The sequence below is a fragment of the Aeromicrobium sp. S22 genome (assembly GCF_009661045.1).
Lineage (GTDB): Bacteria > Actinomycetota > Actinomycetes > Propionibacteriales > Nocardioidaceae > Aeromicrobium > Aeromicrobium yanjiei.
Window position 1 is genome coordinate 80,252 of the sequence record NZ_WJWV01000001.1, and the last position, 12,971, is coordinate 93,222.

The 12,971-nt window shown below is 69.2% G+C and carries 12 protein-coding genes and 2 tRNA genes; 7 read left to right on the forward strand and 7 right to left on the reverse strand.

From position 1 onward, the window contains the following. Positions 1-10: 10 nt before the first annotated feature. Both GEV27_RS00435 and GEV27_RS00440 read right to left on the reverse strand, forming a co-directional pair. Positions 11-670 (reverse strand): response regulator transcription factor, encoded by a 660-nt coding sequence (locus GEV27_RS00435; RefSeq protein ID WP_153909725.1) that lies wholly within the window; start codon positions 668-670, stop codon positions 11-13. Further along, complete coding sequence (locus GEV27_RS00440) at positions 667-2,166, reverse strand: GAF domain-containing protein (RefSeq protein ID WP_194944094.1); 1,500 nt, start codon at positions 2,164-2,166, stop codon at positions 667-669. Before GEV27_RS00440 ends, GEV27_RS00435 begins: the two co-directional genes overlap by 4 nt. Before the next feature lie 326 nt (positions 2,167-2,492). On the opposite strand from GEV27_RS00440, the gene GEV27_RS00445 reads away from it, so the two are divergent. From GEV27_RS00445 to GEV27_RS00460, 4 genes are all read left to right on the forward strand, one after another. Then, complete coding sequence (locus GEV27_RS00445; protein WP_153933198.1) at positions 2,493-4,130, forward strand: ABC transporter substrate-binding protein; 1,638 nt, start codon at positions 2,493-2,495, stop codon at positions 4,128-4,130. Between the two features lie 79 nt (positions 4,131-4,209). Beyond that, the gene (locus GEV27_RS00450; RefSeq protein WP_228764903.1) at positions 4,210-5,298 is read left to right on the forward strand and encodes an ABC transporter permease; all 1,089 of its coding nucleotides are present in this window, start codon (positions 4,210-4,212) and stop codon (positions 5,296-5,298) included. Next, positions 5,298-8,000: a dipeptide ABC transporter ATP-binding protein gene (locus GEV27_RS00455; RefSeq protein ID WP_153933199.1), complete on the forward strand. Its 2,703-nt coding sequence runs from the start codon at positions 5,298-5,300 to the stop codon at positions 7,998-8,000. Before GEV27_RS00450 ends, GEV27_RS00455 begins: the two co-directional genes overlap by 1 nt. 117 nt (positions 8,001-8,117) lie before the next feature. Continuing rightward, positions 8,118-8,984 carry an oxygenase MpaB family protein gene (locus tag GEV27_RS00460; RefSeq protein ID WP_309221944.1) on the forward strand — a complete coding sequence of 289 codons (867 nt, stop codon included), beginning with the start codon at positions 8,118-8,120 and terminating at the stop codon, positions 8,982-8,984. Here the strand turns inward: GEV27_RS00460 and GEV27_RS00465 are convergent. Next, complete coding sequence (locus tag GEV27_RS00465) at positions 8,929-9,420, reverse strand: MarR family winged helix-turn-helix transcriptional regulator (protein WP_153933200.1); 492 nt, start codon at positions 9,418-9,420, stop codon at positions 8,929-8,931. The two genes, GEV27_RS00460 and GEV27_RS00465, sit on opposite strands and share 56 nt — an antisense overlap. Before the next feature lie 138 nt (positions 9,421-9,558). On the opposite strand from GEV27_RS00465, the gene GEV27_RS00470 reads away from it, so the two are divergent. From GEV27_RS00470 to GEV27_RS00480, 3 genes are read left to right on the forward strand one after another with little or no spacing between them, the layout of a single operon-like run. Further along, positions 9,559-9,873: a YtxH domain-containing protein gene (locus tag GEV27_RS00470; RefSeq protein WP_153651216.1), complete on the forward strand. Its 315-nt coding sequence runs from the start codon at positions 9,559-9,561 to the stop codon at positions 9,871-9,873. Then, entirely contained in the window at positions 9,870-10,283 is a 414-nt protein-coding gene (locus GEV27_RS00475; protein ID WP_153651215.1) for a phage holin family protein, read from the forward strand. The genes GEV27_RS00470 and GEV27_RS00475 overlap by 4 nt, the downstream gene beginning before the upstream one ends. Beyond that, positions 10,280-10,468, forward strand: coding sequence for a DUF3618 domain-containing protein (locus GEV27_RS00480; protein WP_153651214.1), 189 nt, complete (start codon positions 10,280-10,282; stop codon positions 10,466-10,468). Before GEV27_RS00475 ends, GEV27_RS00480 begins: the two co-directional genes overlap by 4 nt. Before the next feature lie 4 nt (positions 10,469-10,472). Here GEV27_RS00480 and GEV27_RS00485 read toward each other — a convergent pair whose 3' ends face one another. The 4 genes from GEV27_RS00485 to GEV27_RS00500 form a co-directional block, all read right to left on the reverse strand. Continuing rightward, a complete protein-coding gene (locus GEV27_RS00485; protein WP_309221945.1) occupies positions 10,473-11,099 on the reverse strand; it encodes an MBL fold metallo-hydrolase in 627 nt (208 codons plus the stop codon). Beyond that, entirely contained in the window at positions 11,096-12,181 is a 1,086-nt protein-coding gene (locus GEV27_RS00490; RefSeq protein ID WP_153933201.1) for an S-(hydroxymethyl)mycothiol dehydrogenase, read from the reverse strand. Before GEV27_RS00490 ends, GEV27_RS00485 begins: the two co-directional genes overlap by 4 nt. A gap of 499 nt (positions 12,182-12,680) precedes the next feature. Then, positions 12,681-12,753: transfer RNA gene (locus GEV27_RS00495), tRNA-Ala, on the reverse strand. Between the two features lie 140 nt (positions 12,754-12,893). Further along, positions 12,894-12,968, reverse strand: a tRNA-Ile gene (locus tag GEV27_RS00500). Between the last annotated feature and the right edge of the window lie 3 nt (positions 12,969-12,971).

Here is a 12,971-nt window from a genome sequence, read left to right on the forward strand (position 1 = left end):
ACCGAGAGGCCTAGTGGTCGCGGCGGCCCTCGGTGCGCTGACGTGTCACCAGCACCGCAGCCTGGGTGCGGCGTTCGAGCCCCAGCTTGGACAGCAGCTGGGTCACGTAGTTCTTGACCGTCTTCTCGGCCAGGAACATCTCCGCGGCGATCTGCCGGTTGGTCAGGCCCTCACCGATCAGGGTGAGGATCCGGCGCTCCTGCCTGGTCAGCGTGGCCAGCGGGTCCTCGGCCGGACGGCCCTCGCGGATGCGCGTCAGGACCCGCTGCGTCACCGCCGGGTCGAGCAGCGACTGCCCCGACGCGACCCGTCGCACCGCGTCGACGAGGTCGGTGCCCCGCACCTGCTTGAGGACATATCCCGCGGCACCGGCCATGATCGCGGCGAACAGCGCGTCGTCGTCGTCGTACGAGGTCAAGATGATGACCGCGATCTCGGGATCGGCCGATCGGACGTCGCGGCACACGTCGATCCCCGAGCCGTCGGGCAGCCGCGCGTCGAGCACCGCGACGTCGGGCTTGATCGCCGGGATCCGGTCCGCGGCGTCCACGGCCAGTCCCGACTCGCCGACCACCTCGATGTCGTCCTCCTGCTCGAACAGGTCACGCAACCCACGCCGTACGACCTCGTGGTCGTCGAGGAGGAACAGCCGGATGGGTGCCTTGGTCATGATGCGCTCCTCGGTACGGTCCAGGTGATCGTCGTGCCCTTGCCCGGTGCGCCGGCGACCTCGCACCGGCCTCGCAGCAGAGCTGCGCGCACCCGGATGTTGCGGAGGCCGTCGCCGGCCTGACCGTCACTGAAGCCGACCCCGTCGTCGCTGACGGTGAGCTCGATGTCGCGCCCCACGACGAGGGTGACCTGCACCGTGCCGGCGTCGGCATGACGCACGATGTTGGAGATCGCCTCGCCGAGCACCGCCATCAGGTGCTCACGGACCTCGTCGGTCACGACGCTGTCGACCGGTCCCGTCAGGCGCAGGTCGGGCGTGAAGCCCAACAGCTTGGACGCGTGCCGGAGCGTGTGGTCGATCTCGGCGCGCAGGTCGCTCGTCCCCGTCCCGGGGCTCAGCGCGAAGATCGTGCGGCGGATGTCCTTGATCGTCTCGTCGATGTCGTCGATCGCCGAGGAGAGCCGGTCGATCGCGACCTGGGACGTGACCAGCTTGGCGGTGTTGTCGAGCAGCAGCCCGATGCCGAACATGCGCTGGATCACCAGGTCGTGCAGATCGCGCCCGATGCGGTCGCGATCCTCGAAGACCGCCAGGCGGGCCTGGTCCTCCTGGGCCCGGGCGACCTGCAGCACCAGCGCGGCCTGGTCGGCGAAGCGCTGGGGCACCACGGGGTCCAGCTCGCGCCGCTGGTTGTCGGTGCAGTTGCTCCACCCGACGACCAGGGCGCCGGTGTCGTCGCCGCTGCGCAGGGGCAGCACCATCAGGGAGCCGAGGTGCGGCCAGCCGGGCGTCTTGTGGGTCTCGTACCGCGGCTCGAGCGCGGTGTCGGGCACCACGACCGTCTCGCGCGACCGCGCCGCCTCGCCGGCGACGCTGTGCCGGGCGTCCACAGGCTCACCGAGGATGCCCTCGTCGGGGGCGCCCGAGACGGCCTCGACCACGAACGTGTCCGCGTCGCGCGGCATGAGCAGCGCGACGAAGTCGGCCGCCGCGACGTCCCGGGCCCGGTCCGCGACCAGCAGCAGGGCCGACGGTCTCGAGATCGGCGACAGCAGGGCCGTCGTGATCTCGGCGGCGGCCTCGAGCCACATCCGCTGACGCCGCCCCTCCTCGTACAGGCGGGCGTTCTCGATCACGACCCCCGCGGCCGAGGCCAGGGCGAGGACGATCTCCTCGTCCTCCTGCGTGAAGCCCGGACCGGACCGCTTGCCGATCAGGTAGAGGTTGCCGAACAGATAGTCCTGGATGCGGATCGGGACGCCGATGAACGCGGTCGGGTCCGTCCCGCCCGCGGCTCCCCGCACGACGCGGCGGTCCGGGTGCTCCAGCAGGTCCACGAGCAGCAGCCGCCCCGGGTGCTGGTTGTCGACAACGCCGTCGATGCCGTACGCCGCGAAGGTGCCGATGCGGCGATCGAGGACGTCCAGGAAGCCGCTCTCGGCATCGACCAGGTCACCGGCCTGTCGCAGGATCCGCTCCAGCAAACCCTCCAACGATAGATCGGACGACATGGTCGCCACGGCGTCCAGAACGCCTCTCAGACGCTCCGCCGCCACATGTGCACTCCCGGCCATGTCACTCCTCTGGCGACTCAGATTACGGAGGTTTGATCGTCAGGTCTTGGCTTTGGACACCTTCTCGTCCCGCTCGGGACGTCCCCGGCAGCGGCTGTGGAATTGGTTGTCTCCGTCATCAAACTGCAACGTTCGTGATCGCCACAGCCTGTTTCGCCGCGTGTAGCGTGCCGAAAAGGCTCCGTCCCATGATGTGGACTCCCGCTGTCGCCCCGTCGGCGACCGCTTCGACCCAGAGGAGAGCAATGAAGAATTTCCGTCGAGGTACCGCGATCGTCGCGGTGACCGCCATGGCCGGGGTCGCCCTGGCCGCGTGTGGCTCCGGCAAGAGCAGCGATGACTCCAGCTCCGGCAGCGGTGTGCTCGTCGGCACGACCGACAAGGTCGTCTCGATCGACCCGGCCGGCTCGTACGACAACGGGTCGATGACCGTCCAGACGCAGGTCTACCAGTACCTGCTCAACTTCCCCGCCGGCAGCACCGAGCTCACGCCCGACGCCGCGGAGAGCTGTGACTTCGACACCCCCACGACGTACGTCTGCACGATCAAGCCCGGCCTGAAGTTCGCCAACGGCAACGACCTCACCGCCTCCGACGTCGCCTTCTCGTTCAAGCGCGTCGTCGACATCGCCGACCCGAGCGGCCCCTCCTCCCTGCTCGGCGCGATGAAGAGCGTCGAGGCCACGGACGACAAGACCGTGACGTTCACGCTGAACGCACCGAACGACCAGACGTTCCCGCAGATCCTCGTGACGTCGGCCGGACCGATCGTCGACGAGGACACCTACCCCGCCGACAAGGTCCTCGACGACGACGCCGCGGTCAAGGCCAACGGCTTCTCCGGTCCGTACACGATCTCCAAGTACAGCAAGAACCAGCTGGCCGAGTTCAAGGTCAACCCCGACTACACGGGCACCTACGGCAAGCCGAAGACCGAGACGGTCACGATGAAGTACTACGCCAAGCCCGAGAACCTCAAGCTCGACATCAAGAACAAGGACATCGACGTCGCGTTCCGCTCGCTGACGCCGACCGACATCGCGGACCTGGAGAAGGCCGACGGCCTCAACGTGGTCACCGGCGCCGGCGGCGAGCTGCGCTACATCACGTTCAACCTCAAGACGATGCCCGGCGACACCAAGGAGCAGAAGCAGGCGATCCGCCAGGCGATGGCCTCCTCGATCGACCGCGCCGAGCTCGCGTCGCAGGTCTACAAGGACACCTTCACCCCGGCGTACTCGATGGTGCCCGAGGGACAGGCCGGAGCGACCGAGGCGTTCAAGGACGCGTACGGCGATGCGCCCGACAAGGCCGCCGCCACGAAGATCCTCGAGGATGCGGGCGTCAAGACCCCGGTGACGATCAAGCTGCAGTACAACCCGGACCACTACGGCTCCAGCTCGGACCAGGAGTACAACGCGGTCAAGCGTCAGCTCGAGGCCTCGGGCCTGTTCAAGGTCGACCTGCAGTCGACCGAGTGGGTCACGTACTCCGAGGAGTACAACGCCGACGCGTACCCGGTGTTCCAGCTCGGCTGGTTCCCGGACTTCCCGGACGCCGACAACTACCTGTCGCCGTTCCTCGCGCCGTACGACACCGAGAAGAAGAAGAACGGCAACTTCACCAACTCGCACTACAACGACGAGGCGACGGAGTTCGCAGACCCCACGATGACCAAGCTCCTCGACGATGAGCGCACCGACGGTGACAAGGCCTCCCGCGAGGCCACGCTCAAGCAGATCCAGGACCGCCTCGCGACCGAGGTGCCCTATCTGCCGCTGCTGACCGGCTCGCAGGTCGCGGTCGGCGTCAACGGCGTGAAGGGACTCGAGGACACGCTGGACGCGTCCTTCAAGTTCCGGTTCACCTCGCTGTCGAAGTGATCCCGTGAGGAGGGGCGGACCCGACCCGGGTCCGCCCCTTCGCGCGTAGTCCCGAAACGTCCCACCAGAAGAGGAAGACATGGCCACCGCCGAAGTCCTCGCCCCGCTCGACCCGGCCGGCACCGAGCCACCGGGTCCGCGCCGCGGCATGCTCAGCCCACTTGCCCGCTACCTGCTCGTCCGCCTCGCGCTCCTGCTGCCGATGGTGTGGGTCCTCGTCACGATGGTCTTCCTGCTCATGCGGGTCATCGGCGACCCGATCCAGGCCGCCCTCGGGGGCCGGCTCACCGCCGAGCAGATCGCCGAGCGCAAGGCCGAGGCCGGCCTCGACCGGCCCATCCTCACCCAGTACTGGGAGTACCTCACGGGGCTGTTCCGCGGTGACTTCGGCACGACCCTGACCGACAACCGCAAGGTCTCGGACATCCTGGTCCAGAACGGCGCCGCGACCCTCGAGCTCGCGTTCTGGTCACTCCTGGTCGCCTTCGCGATCGGGATCCCGCTGGGCCGGCTGGCAGCGCGCTACCGCGACCGCGTCCCGGACGTGCTGCTGCGACTGTTCTCGATCCTCGTGTACGCCGCGCCGGTCTTCTTCGTGGGCCTGCTGCTCAAGCTGGCCTTTTCGCCGTTCGGCTGGCCGTCCTCGGGACGCGCGAGCATCTCGAACGAGCTGATCCTGCAGGACGTCCACCCCCAGACCAACATCATGATCGTCGACGCCATCTTGTGGGGCGATCCCGCGATCATCGGCGACGTCCTGCAGCACGCCCTGCTGCCGGCGCTCGCCCTCGGCCTGCTGACCGGCGGCGTGTTCCTGCGCCTCGTGCGGGTCAACCTGCTGCAGACGCTGCGGATGGACTACGTCACTGCCGCGCGCGCCCGCGGCATCTCGGAGCGTCGCGTGATGAACAAGCACGCCTTCCGCAACGCCCTGGTGCCGGTCGTGACCGTCATGGGGCTGCAGATCGCCCTGCTGCTGGGCGGCGCGATCCTGACCGAGACCACGTTCGAGTGGAAGGGTCTGGGTTATCAGCTGTCGGAGTACCTCATCAAGCGCGACTTCCTCGCGGTGCAGGGCATCGTCACGCTCATCGCGCTGATCGTGGGCGCCGTGAGCTTCTTCATCGACGTCATCGTGGCGTTCGTCGACCCGAGGGTGAGGTTCTGATGTCGAGCCGTTCTGTGAGCCCGAGCCGGTTCGTGCCCGCCGTCGTCCGCCAGTCCCACGGGCTGCAGCGATTCATGCTCCTGCTGGGATTCGGCCTCGTGGGCCTGTTCATCTTCGTGGCGATCTTCGCCCCGTGGCTCGCTCCGTACGACTTCAACGCCGACCGGTCCGGTGGCGTCGTCTTCGGCACCCAGCAGCCGCCGTCCGCCGACCACTGGTTCGGCACGACCGTCGGCGGCACGGACGTGCTGTCGCGGGTGATCTACGGTGCCCGCACCGCCGTCGAGGTCATCCTCCTGGCCGTCATCCTGTCCGGACTGATCGGCGTCCCGCTCGGTCTCGTCTCGGGCTATCTCGGCGGCTGGCTCGACCGCGCGCTGGTCCTGGTCATGGACGCGCTGTACGCATTCCCCTCGCTGCTGCTCGCGATCGTCGTGTCGATCGTCGTGTCGGGCGGCAGCAGCGGAGCGCTCGGCGGCATCCTTGCCGCGGCGCTGTCGATCACGGTGGTGTTCGTCCCCCAGTACTACCGGGTGATCCGCAACGCGACCCTGTCGGTGAAGGCCGAGCCGTACGTCGACGCGGCCAAGGTCGTGGGCGTCCGCACGCCGCGCATCCTGCGCAAGCACATCTTCTCCAACGTCTCGTCGTCGCTGCCGGTCATCGGCACCCTCAACGCGTCCGAGGCGATCCTCACGCTCGCGGGTCTCGGCTTCCTCGGCTTCGGCATCGAGCCGTCCGCCGCGGCCGAGTGGGGCTATGACCTCAACAAGGCCCTGCCGGACGCCTCGTCGGGCATCTGGTGGACCGGTGTGTTCCCGGGTGTCGCGATCGTGCTGATCGTGCTCGGCGCGACGCTCGTCGGTGAGAGCCTCAACGACATCCTCAACCCGCTGCTGCGCACCCGCAGCGGCGACACGACCGAGGCCGACGAGGCCGAGCTCGCGCACGAGTACGAGGAGATCACCAGCGGATCGGACGACACGACCGGGACCGCGCTCAACGGGTCGGCACTGAACGGCACGGCACTGAACGGGGAGGCGCTCAACGGGGAGAAGAAGGTCGCGGCGCTGTCGCTGACCGATCTCGCAGTCACGTTCCGCACCGACGCCGGCCAGGTCAAGGCCGTGAACGGCATCAGCTTCGACGTCGCCCCCGGCGAGGTCGTGGCGGTCGTGGGCGAGTCGGGCTCCGGCAAGTCGGTCAGCTCGCGCGCGGTGCTCGGCCTGCTGCCGTCCACCGCCGAGGTGTCCGGCTCGGCGCGACTCGGCAGCCGTGAGCTGCTGGGGATGCGTGCGGGCGACCTGCGGCCCATCCGGGGCGACCAGGTCTCGATGGTGTTCCAGGAGCCGTCGACCGCGCTCAACCCGGTGTACTCGGTCGGCTGGCAGATCATCGAGGGCCTGCAGGCCCACCAGAAGATCTCCAAGAAGGCCGCCCGGGCCCGCGCGATCGAGCTGCTCGAGCTGGTCGGGATGCCCGATCCGCAGGAGCGGGTCGACTACTACCCCCACCAGCTCTCGGGCGGACAGAAGCAGCGCGTGGTCATCGCGATGGCGATCGCGTGCGATCCCGACGTGATCATCGCCGACGAGCCGACGACCGCGCTCGACGTGACCGTGCAGGCCGCGATCCTCGAGCTGCTGCTCTCGCTGCGTGACCGTCTAGGCACCGCAATCGTCCTCATCACCCACAACATGGGAGTCGTCGCCGACATGGCCGACCGCGTCGTGGTGATGTATCGCGGCAACATCGTCGAGCAGGCGCCGTCCCGCCAGCTGTTCGCCTCTCCCCGGCACCCCTACACGCGAGCGTTGCTCGACGCGGTGCCGCACCTGGGGCGCGAGGACGGCCCCGGCCTGGTCGACGACAACGAGGTGGTGCTCAGGATCGACGACCTCGTCGTGGAGTTCCCGGGCAGCTTCGGCCGGCCCGCGTTCCGCGCGGTCGACCACGTGTCGCTCGAGGTCCGCAAGGGTGAGGTGCTGGGCCTGGTGGGCGAGTCCGGCTCGGGCAAGTCGACGGTCGGGCGTACGACCGTGGGCCTGCAGCAGCCGACCAGCGGCACGATCCATGTGTCGGGCAACCAGGTCTCTGGACGCAGCGACCGCGCGCTGCGTCCGCTGAGGTCGCGCTTCGGGTTCGTCTTCCAGGACCCGGCCGCCTCGCTGAACCCGCGGATGTCGATCGGTCAGTGCATCGCGGAGCCGCTGCACGTCCAGACCGAGATGAGCCAGGCCGAGATCGACGCGAAGGTTCGCTCGTTGCTCGACAGCGTCGAGCTCGGCGGCTCGTACGCCGAACGCTTCCCGCACGAGCTGTCCGGCGGCCAGCGCCAGCGCGTCAGCCTCGCGCGGGCCCTCGCGCTCGATCCTGACCTGCTCATCGCGGACGAGCCGACCTCGGCGCTGGACGTGTCGGTGCAGGCCCGGGTGCTCGAGCTGTTCACCGAGCTGCAGCACCGTCTGCAGTTCGCGTGCCTGTTCATCAGCCATGACCTGGCGGTCGTCGACACGCTCGCCAACCGGGTCGCGGTGATGCAGCACGGGCGCCTCGTCGAGATGGGCCCGCGCGAGGAGGTGCTGGGTCGTCCGCAGGAGGAGTACACCCGCCGCCTGATCGCGGCCGTGCCCGTCCCCGATCCTGACGAGCAGGCCCGACGCCGGGCCGAGCGCGGCCGGCTGCTGACCGACATCAGCTGACCCCGTCCCCACCCCACCCAGATCTGCGGACCTCTGCACGTTCTTCTGCCCGAAAACGGTGCAGAAGCCCGCAGATGTGGGCTGGTGTGGTTTCGGGACGCGTGCACACTGGGGAGGGTGAACCTGTTCAACTCGGTCCGACTCCGCGTCGGCGACACGATCTTCGCCCGCATCGCGGGGGACGAGGGTCCCGCGCGACGCGATCGCATCCACTTCTCGCAGGGCCCGCGGCGATTCGCCTCCGACTCCGCGATCCAGCGGGTCCACAGCGACGCATCCATGTTCACCGGCGGCATGAGGGCCCTGCTGCTGCAGTCGCTGCACCCGCTCGCGATGGCTGCGGTGGACCAGCACTCGGGCTATCGCGGCGACCCGTGGGGGCGGCTGCAGCGCACCAGCACGTTCCTGGCCGAGACGACGTTCGGCACGATCGAGGACGCCGATCGGGCCGTCGCGATCGTCCGGTCGGTCCACGACCGGATCACCGGCACCGCACCCGACGGCCGCCCGTACGCCGCCTCGGACCCCCACCTGATCCGGTGGGTGCACATCGCCGAGGTCGACAGCTTCCTGCGCGCCCACGACCGGTACGGCGCGCGGCCCCTCGACGCGGCCGGCCGCGATGCGTACGTCGCCGAGACCGCGCACGTCGCGCGGGCGCTGGGTGCCGTGGACGTGCCCGAGACCGTCGCCGAGCTCGACGAGCTCATGCGCGCGTACCGGCCCGAGCTCAAGGGCACGCCCGCGGCCCGCCGGGCCGCCCGGTTCATCTTGGTGCACCCACCTGTGCCGCTCGCGCTCCGCGCACCGTACGGGATGCTGTCCGCCGCCGCCGTCGCGATGATGCCGGTGTGGACGCGTCTCCCGCTGCGGCTGCCCTATCTGCCGATCGTCGAGGCGACCGCGGTGCGGACCAGCGGCATCGCCATCACGACGGGCATCCGCTGGGCAATGGGCGCCGGCGCACCGCCTGCTGGCGACTGACGGTCAGCAGGAGGCGGAACGTCTCGATGTCCGCATCCGGCAACGCGCCGAGCACCGTGCGCTCGATCTGCACCATCCTGCTCGACGCATCGGTGAGCACGCGCCGGCCCGTCGCCGTCACGACCACCTGGCGGGCCCGGCGATCCGCGGGGTCCGGCCGGCGCTCGACCATGCCGGCCTTCTCCAGGTCGTCCACGAGACAGGTCATCACGGTGCGGTCGATGCCCAGCCGCTGGGCGATCGTCGCCTGGTTGACATCCGCTCCCTCGGCGGAGACCGCCATCACCTGGAGCCCGCGCGGACCGCCGGGCAGGTCCTCGAGGACGTATGGGGTCTGGACCTCGATGTCATCGAGACCGAGCTGACGCTCGCCGAGGTGACCCCCCAGATGGCCGAGCTGCGCGAGCTCGCCCGTGAGCAGCTCGAGGAGTCGCACGAGACGGCCCGCACGAGCGGTCGTTCGGTCACCCTGAAGCTCCGATCGGCGGCCTCACCCGCACGACTGCTGTGTCAGCGGTGGCGATCGGGGTACGACGAGGTCCCAGACCCCTTGAGAGACCAGGAGTGATCCACGGTGAAGAAGCTGACCCTGATCGCCGCCGCCGCGGCCGGCTACGTCCTCGGCACCCGCGCCGGACGTGAGCGTTACGAGCAGATCAAGACCCAGGCCACCAACGTGTGGAACAACCCCAAGGTCCAGGACGTGATGGACGACGTCCAGACCCAGGCCAAGCACGCCGGATCCGAAGCCGGCAGCAAGGTCGCCTCGACCGCGAGCGACGTGGCCTCCAAGGTCACCGACAAGGTCGCGGACAAGACCTCCGGCTCGAACGGCCAGCCTCCCGTCGACGACACCTCGACGGCACCCCTTGGCGGCAACCCCTCGTGAGTGAGGAGCGCACGCCGACCGGCGAGGCCTCGACCGGGCAGCTGCTCGTGCAGGCGACCGAGGACATCTCGCAGCTGATCCGCGACGAGATGCAGCTCGCGAAGCAGGACCTTGCCGAGAGCGGCAAGCGCCTCGGAGTCGGCGCAGGCCTGTTCGGCGTCGCGGGGACGCTGGCCCTGTACGGCGTCGGCACCCTCCTCGCCACGATCATCCTCGCGATCTCGGAGGGCCTCGAGCCCTGGATCGCGGCGGCCATCGTGACCGTCGTGCTCTTCGTCGCTGCTGCTGTCGCCGGGCTCATCGGCAAGGCACGCGTGAGCAAGGTCGGCGACGCACCGCAGGCCCGCGTCGAGAGCGTCAAGGCGGACATCGCCACGGCAACCCACGGCACGGACGGGAGCACATCATGACCTCAGAGCTCGAGACCGAGATCGCGGAGACGCGCGAGCACCTCGGCGAGACCGTCGACGCGCTGGCCGCGAAGCTCGACGTCAAGTCACGCGCCAAGGAGGCGGACAAGACCCCGCTCGTGGCCGCTGCCGTGGCGGTGGGCGGAGCCGTCCTGGCCTACCTCATCTGGCCCCGCAAGGCCTGACCTGTCAGGAACCGCGGGTGATCCACTCCTGCAGGTGAGGTGCCTCGTCGCCGATCGTGGTGTCGTCACCGTGCCCGGTGTGCACGACGGTCTCGTCGGGCAGCGGCAGGAGGCGATCGCGGATGGACTCGATGATCGTCGGGAAGTCCGAGTAGGAACGACCGGTCGCACCGGGACCGCCCTTGAACAGCGTGTCGCCGGTGAAGACCGCGCCGAGTTCGGGCGCGTAGAGGCACGTGCTGCCGGGCGAGTGGCCAGGGGTAGGGATCGCGCGAAGCGTCGTCCCCGCAACCTCGAAGGTCGCGCCACTGTGGAGCTCCTGGTCCGGGGGCGAGTCGTGCTCGGCGTCCCACAGGATCCGGTCGGCCGGGGGGAACCAGACCTGGGCCCCGGTCGCCCGGCCCAGCTCGACCGCGGCGTTGATGTGGTCGTTGTGGCCGTGGGTCAGGACGATCGCCACGACCGTACGGCCGTCGATCGCGTCGAGGATCGCTGCGGCGTCGTGCGGGGCGTCGATGACCAGCACCTCGGCGTCGTCGCCGACCAGCCACACGTTGTTGTCGACGTCCCAGCTCCCGCCGTCGAGGCAGAACTGGCCCGAGGTGACGACCTTCTGGATCCGTGCGCTCACAGCTGCACCACCGATCGCAGGACGGTGCCCTCGTGCATCTTGGCGAACGCGGCCTCGACGTCGTCGATGCCGATCGTCTCGGTGACGAACGCGTCGAGGTCGAGTCGTCCCTGCTGGTACAGGTCGACCAGCATCGGGAAGTCGCGCGAGGGCAGGCAGTCGCCGTACCAGCTCGACTTCAGCGATCCGCCGCGACCGAACACGTCGAGCAGCGGGAGCTCGAGCTGCATCTCGGGGGTCGGCACGCCGACGAGCACCACGGTGCCGGCCAGGTCGCGTCCGTAGAAGGCCTGCTTCCAGGTCTCGGGGCGACCGACCGCATCGATCACGACGTCGGCGCCGTGGCCGTCGGTCAGCGCCTGGATGGCCTCGACGACGTCGCCCGCACCGGCGTTGATCGTGTGCGTCGCGCCCAGGCCCTTGGCCCACTCCAGCTTGCGGTCGTCGAGGTCGATCGCGATGATCTTGGCCGCGTTCGCCAGACGGGCGCCGGCGACGGCTGCGCTGCCGACCCCTCCACAGCCGATGACCGCGACGGAGTCGCCGCGCTGCACGTTGCCGGTGTTGATCGCCGCGCCGAGACCCGCCATGACGCCGCAGCCCAGGAGGCCCACGGCCGCGGGTGACGCGCTCGGGTCCACCTTGGTGCACTGGCCTGCCGCGACGAGCGTCTTGTCCGCGAACGCGCCGATGCCGAGGGCCGGCGACAGCTCCGTGCCGTCCTCGAGGGTCATCTTCTGCTTGGCGTTGTGGGTGTCGAAGCAGTACCAGGGCCGACCGCGCAGGCACGCCCGGCAGCTGCCACACACGGCCCGCCAGTTGAGCACCACGAAGTCGCCCGGTGCGACGTCCGTGACGCCCTCGCCGACCGACTCGACGACACCGGCGGCCTCGTGGCCGAGCAGGAACGGGAACTCGTCGTTGATGCCGCCCTCGCGGTAGTGCAGATCGGTGTGGCAGACGCCGCACGCGGAGATGTCCACGACCGCCTCGCCGGGCCCTGGATCGGGGATGACGATGTTCTCGACGGTGACGGGTGCGCCCTTGCTGCGGGCGACGACTCCTCGGACGGTCTGGGGCATGCGGTGCTCCTCGTGCGTTGCGGCGGTCAGCCCACGCTATCTGCCCGGCGGTTGCGCCACCACCGCAGGCTCACCCCCCAGCGCGCTCCACGCGGCGCCTGTGGGCGTTCGGAGCCTCCGGACGTACGGACGGCTCCCCGCGAGCGATCAGGGGCTCAGGAGCGATCCCTGGCGACCTGCCCCGCACGGGTGGTCGGCACGCGGACGAGGAGGTGTCGTCAGGACGCCGTGTGGAGACAGTTTTTGTCGTCTGACCTGCGGAAACACATCGATGTAATTATCCACAGGTGTGTACACACATGTGCGTAACCGCGGGGTCGCGGAGGACGCTGTGGACAACCGACGTCGCCTCGGTGGGGCGGTGGATTCTCCACCGAATCGGGCCGATCTTGCGGTCTTTCGGTGGCAGGACCACCGTGGGGCTCGGGACGCCCGAACAACGACAAAGGCCCCGGGCAACCCAAGAATGGGTTGGCCGGGGCCAGAGGTGTTTCGAGGGTGGAGCCGAGGGGACTCGAACCCCTAACCCCCTGCTTGCAAAGCAGGTGCGCTACCAATTGCGCCACGGCCCCTTGCGGGGTCAGACCTTGTCGGTCCCCGCCGACCATGTGTCGGCCGGGGCCTGCTTCTTCGTCTTGCCGAGGGCCCAGAAGACTCCAGCAACCGCGAGCCCGAGGGCCACGATCCTCTTCATGCATTCCTCCTCGTTGAGTGGGCGTACCAGGACTTGAACCTGGGACCTCTTCCTTATCAGGGAAGCGCTCTAACCAAGCTGAGCTATACGCCCGCA

Excerpts from the sequence above, each read along its gene's own strand:
- GEV27_RS00445 (WP_153933198.1), top strand. The coding sequence starts at position 2,493 with ATGAAGAATTTCCGTCGAGGTACCGCGATCGTCGCGGTGACCGCCATG.
- GEV27_RS00435 (WP_153909725.1), bottom strand. The coding sequence starts at position 670 with ATGACCAAGGCACCCATCCGGCTGTTCCTCCTCGACGACCACGAGGTC.
- GEV27_RS00490 (WP_153933201.1), bottom strand. The coding sequence starts at position 12,181 with ATGCCCCAGACCGTCCGAGGAGTCGTCGCCCGCAGCAAGGGCGCACCC.
- GEV27_RS00455 (WP_153933199.1), top strand. The coding sequence starts at position 5,298 with ATGTCGAGCCGTTCTGTGAGCCCGAGCCGGTTCGTGCCCGCCGTCGTC.
- GEV27_RS00480 (WP_153651214.1), top strand. The coding sequence starts at position 10,280 with ATGACCTCAGAGCTCGAGACCGAGATCGCGGAGACGCGCGAGCACCTC.
- GEV27_RS00450 (WP_228764903.1), top strand. The coding sequence starts at position 4,210 with ATGGCCACCGCCGAAGTCCTCGCCCCGCTCGACCCGGCCGGCACCGAG.